Here is a 15,331-nt window from a genome sequence, read left to right on the forward strand (position 1 = left end):
CTCACACTACTCACTCGTGAAAAACGAAAATTTGTCAAGCTATCACAGTCGTCATTCTTATTAGAAAAGTCCGATGAAATAGCATTCAAAATAAAGCAGCTTAATCACATGGGTCAGCTAATCTTCTAACTACAAACTGAAAAAAACTGTCAAGGAGAATACTCTTGAAACAGGTTGTATAGCTTTAGCTAACTGGATTAGGACATTGCGGCACGTAAAACACACACCGTCTGAACAAGGGGCTTAAGCCCCTTGTTGTAACCTGATTGGCGACTGCTATAAGTCGTCATCTATCTGAAGACTAATTAATTTATTAAGAGAAGGCTAAAGAATGTTGGAGTTAAAAGAACGGCTGCGATCGCACCTTCAGCAAATCGTTCGCGAACGGGATGCTTATCTCGCAACTGAGGGACATTTCTACGTTCAGCAATATATTCGTCAAGAGTTTAGCCAGTGGGGAGCGGCTGAGACTCACGAATTTTTAGTGGGCACCAAACCGCACTTTAATTGGGTGTTGAATCTGCCTGCGTTGAGTCAGTCCAACAAACCTGCGATCGTCATCGGTGCCCATTACGATACGGTACCGGGTTCGCCGGGTGCTGATGATAATGCGACAGGAGTTGCGGTGCTGCTAGAGATGGCACGGGCTTTTCATGCCCAACCTGCTCGATACCCGATTCGACTTGTGGCGTTTGACTTTGAGGAGACTTCGTACGATCGTGCCGGAAGCACTCATTACGCACGTTCTCTCACCGAGCCGCTACGTCTGATGATTTCTTTAGAGATGTTGGGCTACTGCGTGTCTCGTTCCAATTCGCAAATCTACCCGATCGGATTGAAGTATTTCTATCCAAATCAAGGCAACTTTATTGGATTGATTGGTAACCTAAAATCGATTCCAGATTTGATCCATTTACGACGAAACATTCGTCAAGCAGGAGTCAAGTGCGAATTGCTTCCGGTGCCCAATAATGGCAAGATTCTGCCATTAACGCGTCGGAGTGATCACGCCCCTTTTTGGGATCGCGGCGATCGTGCGCTCATGGTGACTGATACAGCAGATCTTCGCAATCCCAACTATCACAAATCGAGCGATCGATTAGAAACGCTTGATCTTGATTTTTTAACCAAAATTTGTCACGGGTTAATCACAGGAATTCGCAGTTTGTAAGTCAGAACTTTAGGGTTTGTGAGGGGTCAACGAAGCGCCTAGCAGTTGAGAAAGCCAAACCTCAAACGTGTGGACCGGGTAGCTTCGGACGGCTTCTGCAGGGTCTACCATCGGCTTCACCAAAATCGTAAACATCCCCAAGCGATTTCCGGCTAGAACGTCTGTAAATAAGCGATCGCCTACCATTCCGACCTGTTCGGGAGGCAAATTCATCTCAGTTAAAGCACGTCTTAACTTTCGACGAGACGGCTTTGCGGCTCCAGTAATATAGGGCAAACCAAACGGGTCAGCAATTCGTTTGATTCGAGGCTCACTGATATTATTGCTGACCAACCAGAGCTTTGCCACCTGCTGCACCGCTTCAACCCACGGTCGTAGTTCCTCAGACGCGTGAGCCGATGTGATGGGCACTAGTGTCTCATCTACATCTAGCACGAGACCTCTGAGACCAGAGCGCTGAATGATTTCAGGGGTCAAACTGAGAATAGAGCTTTCTAAGATGAGATCAGGTTGTAAGAGTTTGCCCCAAGACATAAAATGCAGTCCGGTAATCAATAAGTGTTCAGTAAATGAAGGGGTTCCCTGTTAAACGCCCATGCAAATAAACGCAGAGCTTCGTATGATAACAGATTCCTCTTTCCAATCTTTAGACCCTGCAATAGAAATCTAATCTTTCCCTTTAGTCTGCGTCGAAGTCCGATCGTAACCCGATTAATTACCGGATTTTTTGGGCGGCGACTTTTCTGGAGATTTGGTCGCTTGCTGAGCATTGATCGTATCTCGAATCGTTCCCTGTGCCGACTCGTGCTCACCTAAAGTGCGGCTAAATACATGAGTGCCATCATATTTCGCCACGAAGTAAAGATAATCGGTGGCTTCGGGTTCTAAAGTGGCTTTGAGACTGGCAATCCCCGGACTAGCGATCGGGGCGGGTGGCAGCCCCACATTTATATAAGTGTTGTAGGGAGATGCAACTTTCACTTGCTCAAAGGTAAGCGGCTGCTCTTTGGTTTGTTGAATGCCCAACGCATATTCAACCGTTGGGTCAGATCCTAATGGAATATTCTGTTTCAGACGATTTACAAACACTCCGGCAATGCGAGGACGTTCTGCCGTAACGACGGCTTCTTTCTCAACAATGCTTGCCAGCGTCACCCATTGCGATAATGAGAATTGAGTGCGCCCGCGCCCTTGATTGTAGAGAGGTAACGCGACTTGCTCAAAGCGATCGAGCATTTGAGCAATCACTTCAGCAGGCGTAATCTCTGTTCCGGCTGAGATCTGGTAAGTATCTGGGTAGAGAAAGCCCTCTAAGCTAGCAAACCCAGTCGGCAACCAGGGATATTTTCCGGTCGGGAGTTGACTGGCGGCATTGAGAAAATCTTGTGCCTTAAAGAAGCCCTGCTGCTCAAAATAGCTTGCCATTTGCTTGAGCGACCAGCCTTCAGGAATGGTGAAACTCCGTTGAGCGACTTCACCCGTCCAAATTTTTTGAGCGATCGTTTGCAGCGGTTCTGCCGTTGATAGCTCATAGTTTCCGGCTTGAAAGCCTCCGTCGGGCTGTTTCCACATCAGCCAACGCGTCCACAGATCCCAGGCTCTTGCTGATTTAATCAGCCCTGCCGTCTCTAATTCTTGCCCGATCTGCTGTGCCGACGTTCCGGGCGGGATTTGAATCATGACTCGTTTACCCTGCTGAGGCAGAGATTGAACGGTAGGCGCGCTTGCCCAACTCCACCAAGCGTTTGCCTGCCATGCTGATAGCCCGATCGCCGACCCGATCAGCAGCAGATAAAACGACGATTTTGCAATTCTCTGGACAGCTTTCATGTTAATTATTTAAGTTGAACCCGGAGCGATCGCTTGAGTCAGAACAAATAATCGACGCTAAAGAGCTACGAGTCAAGATTTATTAGAAGTTCTGATGAGTGAAAGATGAAAGAAGTCGAGATTGTTTCACCTTTCACCCGTGTAGGTTACTCCATCTCATCAAAGAGTTGGTCTTCGATCATGGGCAACATCGGCTCGATTTTCTCCAATTCTTCTTGAGAGAGTAGATGAGGTTGACCCTCTTCGTCCATTCTCGCTAAAATAAAGAAGGGGTCGAGCGGCGCATAGATGGCATACTCCTGCTCCTGATAATAAAAGCTAGATAGAAGCTGGAGTTCTTCCTGCTCATCATCCGATTCAGGCTCAACGCCTGCCCACTCTTCTTCGTCGTCTACAAAGTCGGGCAAATCGCCTTCAACCGTCAACACCACCGCTGTGCGCTTGAGGGTCAAGTTTTGCTCCTCTAACACGGCTCTAGCGGTCGGAAAGACTCGATTGAGTTCTTCCTCATCTTCGACCAAAACCGCTTCATCTTCCTCTCCGTCTTCCTGCCAAGCAAAAATTTCTACAGGAGAGTCCGTTGGAAGCAGCAAGACATACTCCTGCTCCTCGACTTCTAGAGAATGCTCGATGTAGCAGGTAAGGGTTAGCCCTGCCTCATCGGTCAGGGTGACGGTCGGAGCATCCATATCAATGCTATCTTCATCCATTGGACTCTCTCTATCTTGATTCGACTTAGGCATTATTGATCCTCGGCGCGATCGCACTTAGCTCTCAGAAAAGTATCCCTCAGAATGGGAACCATTAAAACGGATAAAGGGTAACGATTAGAGTGATTCAGTCCAATTTCGTTCCTCATCTCTGATCTTTTTCTGAAGTCGCCGTTCATCTAACCATTGTTGCAAAATAAGGGACGCAGCTTTGCGATCGATGAGTCCTTTGTTGCGAGAGGGTGAAATATTTTCAGCGTGGAGGAGTTGTTCGGCTTGATAGCTAGTTAAACGTTCGTCTACATACTCGATCGGAAGACTGAGCGCACGAGAAATTGCCCTAGCAAACTTTTGCACCTGTTTTGCCTGAAAGCCCAATGATCCATCCATGTTGTAGGGCAACCCAATAATTAGGATTTGAACTTGGCGATCGTGGATCATCGCCTGCAATTCATCGATGACCTGCTGAAAAGATTTGCGCTCGATCGTCGTCAACCCGGTTGCGATTAGCCCTGTGCCATCACAACCCGCAACGCCGATGCGCTTTTGACCCACATCTAACCCCAGGGCAGAGATAAAAATCATACTCATGCCTGGACGGTTAGATAATTTAACAGCAAGGATCTTCCCCGCGAGGCTCTTTTTTAGACGGTGAATCGTGTTTAGATTCTTCTCGTTTCACCGACTCTAGCAGTGAGATGCGTCCGGGGACGGGTTTGCGAGACGGCTGAAGCCCTTGTAAAACGTCGGAAAGCTGTAGCCCTTCCGCTGCGGCAGGTTTAGCTTCTCGGAGTTTGTGCCAGACCGATCGAGACATCACTAACGTGTGGGCAATGCGATCGGCTCCAACTCGCTCTAGATATTCTTCTCGCTCAGGCTGATAGTCAGATGACGAGAGTTGAAGCGATTGCGCCGGAACTTCTTGCGTCACTCGTGCCATTTGAGCCATGAGTTCGGGGTAGAGCCAGGTGTAGGCAGGATTGACAGTGAGTTGGGCGACGTGGGGCTGAGAGCCATCGCGACACAGTTGCACCTGAAAATAGCCGATCGCGGCTTTGCGCTGTGGCTCAAATACATAGCCGCTCACAAATTCAGTGCGGCTAAACAACTGCCTGACTCCTTCGGCAACCGAGCCAACCAAGCTAGTTTTAAAGTCTTGAACGTGACGATCGAAGACCTGACGCACGAGAGGCGGCATTGCCATTGTGTCAAGTTGATAAAGCAACTGAGCGTCGGCATTGCTGACGGGCAAAAGGTTGGGCAAATCTGGCTCTCGTTCTGACAGCTCTTTGAGACGCTCAGGAGCGATGCCCCAATAGGTCATGTGTGCCAAGCGCTGGAACCCGTTTTTGCGGTAGAGCGCCAAGGCTGACTTGTCGTTAATGTCAATTTCTAAAATCCAAGTGCGGGCTTGCCAAATTTTCTCTAGGCAATAGCGCAGCAGCAGCGAGCCAATATCGCTGGAGGTCACGAGAGACGATGCGGCGGTCGAAGGTTCTGCGTCTTCTGCGTCTTCTAGCTCTGCGGCGTTTTGAACCATGACCGCATCGACTGCCACTCGATCGACGCGCCAAGTCGTCCCCGTGCGGTTAAAGGGCGATACTTGAATGAGTCCTTTAATCTGCTGGTTAAGTTCGGCAACGTGAATGCAGAAAGAGTTTTGAAAGGGATTGGGAAACAGACTCAAAACCTTGAGAATGCCATACCAGCGTCGAATGGCTAATGGCTTTTCTCTCACCATCGAGCAATTGGGGCTTTCGGGGTCTTCTGCCTCCGCGCAAAGCTGTTCGACCAACTCCAGATCGCGATACTGGATGGGACGAATCACAATATTGGTGGTTTGGGGAAAGGCTCGAATCATAGTGTTAAGGCGGCTATTCACCCTCAGGGTGTGGGTTTGGCTGCGATTCTGGTTTTAACCTTAAGGCAGATTCGTTGCTGAATTAGACAAAACCTTAAAGGGTGCCAGCGTTAGGTTGGGCAGACGTGCGATCGAGCAGCGATTCAGTCGGACGAATTAACACCACAGGGGTTTGCTCGTCGGCATTTCCAGCAGGATTGGTAATTAACGCCTGTTTGAGAAAATTCATCTGCAAATCAGAGGTCGCTGCCAATATCTTAACCGCTTTCAAGTCGTTCACGTCTACGATCGCCGCAGATAGTCCTGTTTCGCGCTGAATTTGATCGACGATGCCTTGAGCGTTCTCAGGTCCAAGCACGATGAATTTGTCGTAGGGAGGCAGGGTTCCGGTGACATCATCAATCAGGCGAGCTTGATCCCCGGCGACTCGATAAAAGAAGCCTGGTTGTCCAAAGACTTTTCCGATCGCGCCTGCGACAAACGCCAGAAATACGCGCACAGGTCCGACGATGTTGATTAAGGTCTGCAATCCGCACGCGGTTGCAAGGCTCGAAGCTGGCAAAAATAGATAGCACAGCCGAGTCGCTAACCAGCCCGGTTTAATCTCGCTGGGGTGAATAAAGCGTCCTTGCATAATGGCGAGGGGCGATTCTCCGATCGTCACCACGTCGCCAGGTTGGGCATGGGGCAAAACATAGCGGCGCACCACTTCTACGGGGTCGTCTAACTCGGTCAGTAGATGAGTCCGAATGGGCAACACGTCTGAGTTAGCGGCAGGTCGCCAGCGTTTAGAGTCATCAGTGCTAGGAAACTTGAGAGGCACGATGATGTGCCGAGTTTTAGGAATTCGCCCTTGCGGTCCATAGGTGACGTAGTGAATCTGCACCCAGGCGACTTTGAGATCGCTGAGGTTTTGACCTTGCACGTCGATCGAGATCTCGATCGGGTCTTCGTTGCTGACTGTGACGATCCGACTTTCCCAGTAGCGATCGTCTCTAGCGTTTGCGTCTGGGTGGAGTGGCGTAATGCGAGTGTCTGTGGTGACTCCTTTTAGGCTGCCAGACGAGAGGAGCGTGACGTGCGCTCGAATCTCTGGCACCATGACTTCGAGGCGACGAGTGCGGTTGCGGAACTCTAGATTGCCGACTAGCAAATATCGCTGTGGCTCATAGAGGTCAAACTCCCACTTTCCAGAGGTCAGTTCTAAATCGTTGCCGGGACGCTGCCGATATTGCGCTTCGAGTGCTAAAAGGATCAGCACGACCAAGCCGATCGCGCTGCCGATGATGCCAATGAAGACGCTCTCGATAATTGCCACGAGTTCTGACTCTCAATAACGCTGTAACAAAGTCTAGAGCAAAAGGGGAAACGGGAAAGAGTTTTGAACGTTGAATTGATGAATCGCTTTCCAACCTATAAGACTTGTGCCACCTCATACAGTCGTCTCAAAACTGCTGTAATTTTTGCACCATATTGCAAATCGGCTGCCCAACGTCCACTCAACTGATCGATGAGCGGCGCAACCCCACGCGTCACAAAATTAAATCGAGGATTCACACTCTCTTGAGTGAGTGGGGCAGTACTGGCATAGGCTTTGAGAAGCTGAATGTGTGCTCTGACCCCGATGCGGGCACTGGGAAACGAAGCTCCGGCGGGAGTGCCTGCGACATCGCCTAGCCCTGCAAAATTGTTTTGACTCGGTTTGACCACCCCCCCAAATCGCAGAAAGTCTGTTTCTAAACACATTTGAGAAAAGGCGATATCGTAATTTACGCCTTCAACTTTGCCTTCTTCTCGATAGAGTTTGGCGATGTCTGGAAACTGAGTCAGAGCCGCCGCGTTGTTATTTTTAAGAAATAAGTTGAGATTAGCTTCGGTAGTGACTCCGCTACTCGTAATTTGATCGAGCGAACCCGCACAAATTTTGAGAATCGATCGCAGCAGCACGGTGCGAGTTTGAGCATCCCAACCGACGACGATGTTAAAGTCTCGCAGATCAACGGCTCTGATAAATACGACTCCACGATAGTTGAGGCGGCGTATGTTTGGGTCGGTCGATAAATCAACGCCTAGCTGGTCAGCCAGGTCGATCGGAATATAAGCATTGCCACTGACGAGAATTCCTTTTTCTCCATAGGGCTGACCGTTGAGGTTGATGGTGATTGGCTCATAGGGGTCAGTCGGGGTTGGCGTTGGGGTTGGCGTTGGAGTCGGCACTGGCAACCCTGCGACGGTGCGACTCCAGGCGATCAGACCATCTGCGATGCCTGCGGCGAGATCGCGACGCTGGTTTTGCAAAATGAAGCGATCGTCAGGATTGGTGAGAAACCCCACTTCCATCAGCAGGGATGGGGGAACGGTTTGCCGACAAAACGCTAGACTGCCGAGTGGAGTTGCGGTGTCAGGTTGAATGCCTCGGCTCGGCAGTTGAGGAACGCGGCGCACGAGCGATCGCAGCACCAGATCGGCGTGACTTTTGCGCTCGTTATTGTTGGCGATGTAGTAGACCGTGGCACCGCGAGTCGAGGGATTTGAAAAGGCATTGGCACGAATTTCTAGCGCGACATCATTGCGGTTCCCTCGTGTATTAATCCAGTCATAGGTAGAGCGGGGGCTAAGTTCGTCGGGCACTGACAAGATTTCTGCCCCTCGCGATCGCAACTCTGCCACCACAAGATCGCGCGTCAGGATCATTTCTCTGGCTTCGGTTGTGCCTGCAACAATGGCTCCGGGTTCGCTTACGCCATTGATGCGATCGCCGTGTCCGGCTGAAAGAAAGATTCGTCCCATCAGATATCCGTAATTAAGTGAGGTCGCTTAGAATTTGTAACTCAAAATTCGTTGCTTAAACCTTATATTTCAAAACTGATTCATCTGAAGTGATAGCGGTTGGTTTTCTCAGTTCATCCTTCGTTTGCCAGAAATCCTTGTCTTAAAGCGTCTTGGATTAGAGCTTCGGCAAATTCTCCCAGACGCGGTGAGCCAAGGGCGATCGGAGCAATTCGCTGACGAACTTTGGCGATCGTCACCCCTGCCTTTTTCCAGGTGCCGCCTTGGGTGTGGTAATTGTGCAAAATGGGCTGCAAGCGATCGAGGGCAGTCGCAAATCGCGCATCAGCAGAGTGTTTGGCTTCAAATTCTTCCCAGAGCGATCGCAGTTGACTTGTTTGATCAGCCGGAAGTAGCCCAAAGATGCGATCGGCAGCGGCTTTTTCGCGATCGGCTTGGGTTTGGATGGCTTGCTCGTCATAGCAGAAGGTGTCTCCAGCGTCGATTTCAACGAGGTCGTGAATCAACACCATTTTGAGCACCCGGACTAAATTCACCTCGGTTTCCGCGTATTCGGATAGCAACATCGCCATCATTGCCAGGTGCCAAGAATGTTCTGCATCGTTCTCTCGCCTAGATTTGTCGATTAACAGGGTTTGTCTCAAGACGTGCTTGAGCTTGTCGATTTCGACGATGAACTGAAGTTGTTGATGCAGTCGCGTATGATCAGGTTCCATTGTGAAGTTAGTGACTGAATTTCTAAAAAACCTTTATTCTAAATGGCAGACTAGCCGCCAGTCCGATACAAAGTATATATGTACTATTTTTAGTGAAGCCCTCGCTGCAACGATTTATCTTACCGTGACTTTATTATGAACGTCCCTCGTCTCCACCCTGACACGATCGAACAGGTCAAACAGCGACTCGATATCGTCGATATTGTCTCTGAGCATGTCGTGCTTAAAAAACAGGGCAAAGATTTCACGGGGCTATGTCCGTTTCATGATGACAAATCGCCGAGCTTTAGCGTCAGTCCGAGTAAGCAGTTTTATTATTGCTTTAGCTGTGGGGCAGGCGGCAACGCGATCAAGTTTTTGATGGAGTTGGGGAAACGATCGTTTAGTGAGATCGTGCTCGATTTGGCAAAGCGCTATCAGGTTGCGGTTCAAACGCTCGAACCCGAACAGCGGCAAGAATTGCAGCGTCAACTCTCGGTGAGAGAGCAGCTCTACGAAATTTTGGCGCTGACCGCACGATTTTATGAACACGCGCTCAATCAAAGTCACGGAAAATTCGCCCTGGAGTATTTGCAGAACGATCGCAAGCTCGACCAAGCCACGATCCAGCAGTTTCAACTTGGCTACGCTCCCGGCGGCTGGGAAACGCTCTATGGATATCTGGTTGAGCAGAAGCACTATCCGGTAGCGCTGGTTGAGAAGGCAGGATTGATTGTGCCGCGCAAAACGGGAGATGGCTATTACGATCGCTTCCGCGATCGCCTGATGATTCCCATCCTCGATTTGCAAGGACGGGTGATTGCCTTTGGCGGACGGACTCTGAGCGACGAACAGCCCAAATATCTCAACTCGCCCGAAACAGAGTTATTTGACAAAGGCAACACGCTGTATGGACTGGATAAGGCACGATCGACGATCGCCAAACAAGATCAAGCCGTCGTGGTAGAGGGCTATTTCGACGTGATTGCCCTGCACGCGGGCAAAATCACCAATGCGGTCGCTTCGTTAGGAACGGCTTTGAGTATTGGTCAAGCTAAACAATTGTTTAAATACACCGACTCTAACCGAGTTATCTTTAACTTGGATGCCGATCGTGCGGGTGTGCAAGCCGTTGAACAAGCTGTTGGAAAGGTGGTATCGCTAGCTTATCAAGGCGAAATGCAACTGCGGGTTTTGAGTATTCCCGATGGTAAAGATCCCGATGATTTTCTCAAAACTCACTCGGCTGCAAGTTATCAAGATCTCTTAGATGGCGCACCGCTGTTAGTTGACTGGCAGATTCAGCAAGCGCTCGTCGGCAAAGATTTAAAGCAGTCAGACCAGTTTCAGCTAGTGGTCGTCGAAATGGTGACGCTGCTAGGCAATCTGCCCAATCCTACCATTCGCACTCATTATATTCACCGTTGCGCCGAGCTTTTGAGCCAGGGCAACAGTCGAATGCTGCAACAAATCGAAGAGGATTTGCGGCTTCAGGTGCGGGGTCAACGCTGGCACGGGCGATCTCAAAAATGGCAAACACTTGGAGAGCGCACCCTTCTAGAAGAATCAGAAGCGCTGCTGCTCAGACTTTATCTACATTCCCCGACCTATCGAGGCGCGATCGTTGAGGCGTTAGACGCTCAAGACCTAGAATTCAGCCTGTCTCATCACCGATTTTTGTGGCGGCAAATCGTCGAGGTCGAACAATCGAACCAAGATCAACAAAACCTTGATTTGATGTCGCTTTTGCGCGATCGCTGCACCGACTTTCCGAGAGAGATGACGCAGGTTTACGCGCTGTTTGAACTCAATGAGAAAACTGAGCGTGACATCCTCCGGGCTGAGTTAGGAATTCGATCTGCCGCCGCCGCGCTTGAAGAAATCCTATGCGAAAAGCGTCGCCGCCATTTCTCAGACCTGTGGAAAACCACCGATTTCGTCACTAACCCAGAACTCGCTCACCATTATCAACAGAAAATGCAATCGGAAGTGAAACGCATTCAAGAACTCAAACACCTGCGCGAGGTGAACTTTGTAGATTTGGCAAAAGTCCCGATCGTGGGTGAGCTATCCTAGCTCGACTTCATTCAAGTAAACAGGGTCAATGAATGAATCAAAAGGGAGCCGATCCCAAAGAGGTCACTGCCGACTCCCTCATGCTCAACGTTTTATAGTTGAATGGTGGTTTTGGCGTGCATGAACTAGAGCCAGTAATAACAAGATTTGCGATCGGTGTTGATCTAGCCTCCCATAAACCATTGCGTGCCCGTAAACAGGTAGTAGGCACCCGTGATCATCAACGCCACGCTACCAAAGCGAATAATTCCCTCGGAATGTTGCAGCAACTGCTTACTTTGTTTCGCCAGTCCCGTAAACAAACTCGCCAGAAAAATCAGGATGGTGTATCCGATCGCATAGCTGACCATCGTTAGCGTCCCTAAAAGCTGAGAACCTGTTGCAGCAGCAGCAGCCAGCACAGCAAACAGCACTGGGCTAGCACAGGGAGAACTCACTAGGGCAAAGGTTAACCCCACGCCATAAGGACCGGCGTTGGGCAGATTCACATTCATCGTAGGGAGAGGCAGCTTGATGACCCCGATTAACCACAGCCCCATTAGGGTCATAATCAACCCCACCACGACATTGATATAGCCCCGATATTCCACCATCACGGCTCCGGCAAAGGAAGAAGCCAAGCCAAGCAGACTTAAAATCGTGACGGCTCCTAAAACAAACATGCCTGCTTTGGTAAAGGCATCCCAGCGAGAGTTAATTTTCAGGGTGCCAATGTAGCTGAGATTGACGGGTAATAGTGCCAAAATACAGGGAGAAACACTGGCAAGGACTCCACCCAAAAACGCCAACGGCAACAGCACCAAAGGATTCGCTGTATCTTGTTGAGAAAACCACTGTTGATAGCGATTTTCAACGATGGAAATGAGTTGTTCGATCGGACGGCTAATAATCGGACCCAAGGTCAGAACTAGAATCAAAGAGAGCAATCCTAACCCACCGTAAATTAGCCATTTTTGGGGTACTTTCGATCGCCGTGGAACGGTCGGCTCAGAAGATGAGACAGGTATCAGTGACATAAAAACTTCCTTGAATGATCAGGGCATGAAGGTTGCTTTTGGGGATACTCGGCGATCGCGTATCCCAGAAGACTTGAACCTATTGCTTCAGAGCCTTATCCAAAACGGTTGTATAATCGGCGAGATTCGCATTGTTGCGATGTTGTGCCAGAATATGACCCGTTGCGGGGTCAACGATCGTGAGTGTGCCCGTCTGAGCTTTATTAGCGGCTAGAAAATCGCTGAGTCCTAGCTCTTTCGCTTTCGCCTCGGCTTTGGCAGTGGTAGCTTTGTCTGTCACATCAAGTACCACAAACTCGACTTTACCGACATATTGCTGCTCTAGCTGAGACAGGGTCGGCGCAATATTTTTACACGCAGGGCACCAACTGGCGTAGACATCAACCAACACGGGTTTTCCCTGTAATTGCTGAGCTAGTGGTCCGCCCACCGCTTTGGCTTTAGACGCGCAGGGATTAGCTTTGGACGCGCAAGGATTGGCTTTTGTGGAACTGACTTGAACTGTGGTGTTTGGGCTAGCTGAAGTATCGCTTTTGACGGGACTAGAACAACCTGAAATTGCGCCAAGACTGAGCAGCGAAACTACTGCCAGTGTGGAGAGATATTGAATCTTCATGAAGTGGTTTCCTCAAAAAATTGTGACTGTTGATGCGATCGATCATCCTAGAATGAGATCCCTCAAGTTTTCTGGGAATGTCGATTGTAGAAAACCTATCGAGACTTGAATTGAGTATTAGCGTTTGAGAGCGGCATTCAGCACAGATGTGTAAGCAGTCTTGTCCGCATTGTTGCGATGCTGAGCCAGAATGTTGCCAGTTGCCGGATCAATAATGGCAATCATGCCAGTCTGTGACTTGTTCGCATCAAAATATTGTCCCAGACCTAGTTGTCTCGCTTTAGCCGCCGCTTGGCTAGCTTTGCTTCTATCGCTGACATCTAAAACCACAAAGTTCGCTTTTCCGGCATACTCTTTTTTGAGCTGAGAAAGAGTTGGAGCAACATTTTTACAGGCAGGACACCAACTGGCATAGATATCAACTACTGCGGGTTTACCCTGCAATTGTTTGGCTAGAGGTCCACCCACATTCTCACGCTGATTTGCCTGCGCGATCGCCTGTGGCGGTGCAGCAGACATTTTAACTGGCATCACAGCTATCAGCGCGCCTGCGATCGCTAAACTACTTAGGCTCAAACTGAGCAATGATGACGAATCGTTCCGCATATTCAACCTCAAGAAATTTAGAATTGGATGGGTCTAGTAACTCGAAAAATTTGGCTTTGATCTCAAGCCAGAAACCAGCAGCACAGACATTGGCATTGATCTTGCTGTTGTTATTGAGATTAAATTCCAGAAAAATGAGTGTCAGATGAAGATCAGATGGCTGCAAGATAAAGCCTAAGATTTGGCTGAATGAAGAATAGGAATTTGGGACAGTCTACTGATTTTCAGCAAAAATTCATCTTGGCATCAGGGACGGATCACCTTTATCCCAGATTCTTCTTATACAGTGAAGGGACGTAATCCCGACCCATTGCCCAGGATAAACATAATCAGTGGAACCCCTATGATCGGACAAGACTGGCATGTAACCAACGATGGCAGGTGCAACGCTGGCAACATGATGAGTCAAGCTGAAGAATTGACCCGTCCCTATCGGCTGTACCGCTTCTTGACTGATTTGGAAGATGTCCTGGAGCGGCTTACGGATGATCAGTTAAGACTCAAAGCGATCGCCCCGTTGGTTCGTCAGCTATTAAACAGCGCTGAGTGGCTGCAAATTCTCCCCCTTCAGCCTGATCCTGACACCGGGTGGGCGGTCACGATGCTATATGATGAACCGTTTTTCCCTTGACCGTTCAACTGGTTGCCTGGGCACCGGGAATGGCATCCCCAATTCATAATCACGCCAGTTGGGGTCTCGTGGCGTTACTGAATGGACAGGAAAAAAATACGTTTTGGCAGCGATCGCCGACCGCAGACTTGCCCGATCGCATCAAACCCGTCGGCGGTCGCCTGCTGGTTCCGGGCGATATTCTGTGCTTAATGCCTGACGTAATTCACCGGGTGGCAGCGATCGGCGATCAACCGACTATTAGCTTCAATCTATATGGTGAAACCAATTACGATCAGCGATTAGAATTTGATCCCATTCAGAATACGGCAAAAAACTTTTAATCCCCTCTTCACTTCCTCTGATGCACCCATGAAACTCAACCGTCCGATTCGAGCTGCCATCCACTATCTAGTCGGCAAGCGAATCTCCCCCTCTTCGCTGCAATTCCGTTTGACCCTAGAATTGGTCACACTCTCGACTGTAGGACTGAGCATTGTCGCAGTTTGGGCGGGCTGGCAGATGGAGCAAAATCTCGTGGCTGCCCACAAGCAAACCCTGGAATATATTGCCATGCGCTTTCCCGAACAGCTTGAATTTTACAGTGAATCAGGGGGGAGCAAAACAGGGTTAGAGCGCACCATCAACCGAGTCTCGACACCGGGAATAGGAGTATGGGTAAAAGACACGGATGGGAGACTTGTCGCGTATTCTCCCAATTTGGATAGTGCTTCTGATGCAATCCGCAATGTGACAGATCTGACTGAAGTACCTAAAAAACCAATGATCGTCCGCTTTGACAATCGCGATATCGTATTGTGCGGTAGCCCCCTAACCCTTAAAGGCAAGTCGTTGGGGAAGCTATACCTTTATCAAGATATTACAGCCGATCGGCAGAAGTTAAGCGCTGGGTTATGGCACTTGTTGTTAGTCAGTTGTTTGACAATTATGCTCTTAATTGTTGCAATCTCTAGACGCATTCGCAAAGCTATGCAGCCGCTACAGCAAATGAGTCAGATTGCTAGTGCCGTTTCTGCCGATGATTTAGTTGATAATTTGAACGGAGCAAAGCTGCAATTGCACCGGGCACCGGATGAAATCTTGGGTTTGGCGCAAGCTTTTAATGAAATGTTATTTCGGTTATCCGGTGCGTGGGAGCAACAACGCCAGTTTGTTGGCAACGTGTCCCATGAGTTACGCACCCCCCTGACCGTGGTCGTTGGTTACCTACAAAGCCTGCTGCGTCGAGGAGATATAGCCGTTGCCAGTTAGGTTAGGACATACTATAGAAGTTGAGACCCTCAAATGAGCGATGCCAGCCCCCTACAGCGATGACCTCCGACAAAAAGT

The 15,331-nt window shown here is 49.4% G+C and carries 16 protein-coding genes; 5 read left to right on the forward strand and 11 right to left on the reverse strand.

Annotated features, from left to right (window positions below; translation table 11 throughout):
* Nucleotides 1-331: 331 nt before the first annotated feature.
* On the forward strand, nucleotides 332-1,171 hold the full coding sequence (locus tag A8707_RS08645; protein WP_197484694.1) for a M28 family peptidase: 840 nt from the start codon (nucleotides 332-334) through the stop codon (nucleotides 1,169-1,171).
* A gap of 9 nt (nucleotides 1,172-1,180) precedes the next feature.
* Here the strand turns inward: A8707_RS08645 and A8707_RS08650 are convergent, their stop codons facing one another.
* The 8 genes from A8707_RS08650 to A8707_RS08685 all read right to left on the reverse strand — a co-directional run bounded on the left by A8707_RS08650 (nucleotide 1,181) and on the right by A8707_RS08685 (nucleotide 9,078).
* Nucleotides 1,181-1,705: a YqeG family HAD IIIA-type phosphatase gene (locus tag A8707_RS08650; protein ID WP_068816406.1), complete on the reverse strand. Its 525-nt coding sequence runs from the start codon at nucleotides 1,703-1,705 to the stop codon at nucleotides 1,181-1,183.
* A gap of 177 nt (nucleotides 1,706-1,882) precedes the next feature.
* A complete protein-coding gene (gene mltG / locus A8707_RS08655) occupies nucleotides 1,883-3,001 on the reverse strand; it encodes an endolytic transglycosylase MltG (RefSeq protein WP_068816407.1) in 1,119 nt (372 codons plus the stop codon).
* Between the two features lie 146 nt (nucleotides 3,002-3,147).
* Nucleotides 3,148-3,744, reverse strand: coding sequence for a DUF3727 domain-containing protein (locus A8707_RS08660; protein ID WP_231947985.1), 597 nt, complete (start codon nucleotides 3,742-3,744; stop codon nucleotides 3,148-3,150).
* A gap of 84 nt (nucleotides 3,745-3,828) precedes the next feature.
* On the reverse strand, nucleotides 3,829-4,302 hold the full coding sequence (gene ruvX / locus A8707_RS08665; RefSeq protein WP_068816408.1) for a Holliday junction resolvase RuvX: 474 nt from the start codon (nucleotides 4,300-4,302) through the stop codon (nucleotides 3,829-3,831).
* 19 nt (nucleotides 4,303-4,321) lie between these two features.
* On the reverse strand, nucleotides 4,322-5,572 hold the full coding sequence (locus A8707_RS08670) for a GNAT family N-acetyltransferase (RefSeq protein WP_068816409.1): 1,251 nt from the start codon (nucleotides 5,570-5,572) through the stop codon (nucleotides 4,322-4,324).
* 94 nt (nucleotides 5,573-5,666) lie between these two features.
* Nucleotides 5,667-6,890 (reverse strand): F420-0:Gamma-glutamyl ligase, encoded by a 1,224-nt coding sequence (locus A8707_RS08675; protein WP_331711690.1) that lies wholly within the window; start codon nucleotides 6,888-6,890, stop codon nucleotides 5,667-5,669.
* A 95-nt stretch (nucleotides 6,891-6,985) separates the two neighbouring features.
* The gene (tftA, locus tag A8707_RS08680) at nucleotides 6,986-8,362 is read right to left on the reverse strand and encodes a hormogonium tapered terminus morphoprotein TftA (protein ID WP_068816410.1); all 1,377 of its coding nucleotides are present in this window, start codon (nucleotides 8,360-8,362) and stop codon (nucleotides 6,986-6,988) included.
* A 113-nt stretch (nucleotides 8,363-8,475) separates the two neighbouring features.
* Complete coding sequence (locus tag A8707_RS08685; protein WP_068816411.1) at nucleotides 8,476-9,078, reverse strand: HD domain-containing protein; 603 nt, start codon at nucleotides 9,076-9,078, stop codon at nucleotides 8,476-8,478.
* Between the two features lie 135 nt (nucleotides 9,079-9,213).
* Between A8707_RS08685 and dnaG the strand changes: the two genes are divergently transcribed.
* Nucleotides 9,214-11,133, forward strand: coding sequence for a DNA primase (gene dnaG / locus A8707_RS08690; RefSeq protein ID WP_068816412.1), 1,920 nt, complete (start codon nucleotides 9,214-9,216; stop codon nucleotides 11,131-11,133).
* Nucleotides 11,134-11,297: 164 nt separating this feature from the next.
* Here the strand turns inward: dnaG and A8707_RS08695 are convergent, their stop codons facing one another.
* The 3 genes from A8707_RS08695 to A8707_RS08705 all read right to left on the reverse strand — a co-directional run bounded on the left by A8707_RS08695 (nucleotide 11,298) and on the right by A8707_RS08705 (nucleotide 13,371).
* On the reverse strand, nucleotides 11,298-12,149 hold the full coding sequence (locus A8707_RS08695; protein WP_068816413.1) for a cytochrome c biogenesis protein CcdA: 852 nt from the start codon (nucleotides 12,147-12,149) through the stop codon (nucleotides 11,298-11,300).
* 79 nt (nucleotides 12,150-12,228) lie between these two features.
* Nucleotides 12,229-12,765 carry a TlpA family protein disulfide reductase gene (locus tag A8707_RS08700; RefSeq protein ID WP_068816414.1) on the reverse strand — a complete coding sequence of 179 codons (537 nt, stop codon included), beginning with the start codon at nucleotides 12,763-12,765 and terminating at the stop codon, nucleotides 12,229-12,231.
* A gap of 117 nt (nucleotides 12,766-12,882) precedes the next feature.
* Complete coding sequence (locus tag A8707_RS08705; RefSeq protein ID WP_068816415.1) at nucleotides 12,883-13,371, reverse strand: TlpA family protein disulfide reductase; 489 nt, start codon at nucleotides 13,369-13,371, stop codon at nucleotides 12,883-12,885.
* Nucleotides 13,372-13,714: 343 nt separating this feature from the next.
* On the opposite strand from A8707_RS08705, the gene A8707_RS29600 reads away from it, so the two are divergent.
* From A8707_RS29600 to A8707_RS30175, 3 genes are read left to right on the forward strand one after another with little or no spacing between them, the layout of a single operon-like run.
* Nucleotides 13,715-14,002: a hypothetical protein gene (locus A8707_RS29600; RefSeq protein ID WP_231947986.1), complete on the forward strand. Its 288-nt coding sequence runs from the start codon at nucleotides 13,715-13,717 to the stop codon at nucleotides 14,000-14,002.
* Complete coding sequence (locus A8707_RS29605) at nucleotides 13,999-14,325, forward strand: cysteine dioxygenase family protein (protein WP_231947987.1); 327 nt, start codon at nucleotides 13,999-14,001, stop codon at nucleotides 14,323-14,325. Before A8707_RS29600 ends, A8707_RS29605 begins: the two co-directional genes overlap by 4 nt.
* A gap of 28 nt (nucleotides 14,326-14,353) precedes the next feature.
* On the forward strand, nucleotides 14,354-15,253 hold the full coding sequence (locus A8707_RS30175; protein WP_068816416.1) for a histidine kinase dimerization/phospho-acceptor domain-containing protein: 900 nt from the start codon (nucleotides 14,354-14,356) through the stop codon (nucleotides 15,251-15,253).
* Nucleotides 15,254-15,331 lie beyond the last annotated feature (78 nt).

It is taken from the genome of Phormidesmis priestleyi BC1401, assembly GCF_001650195.1.
Classification (GTDB): domain Bacteria; phylum Cyanobacteriota; class Cyanobacteriia; order Leptolyngbyales; family Leptolyngbyaceae; genus Phormidesmis_A; species Phormidesmis_A priestleyi_B.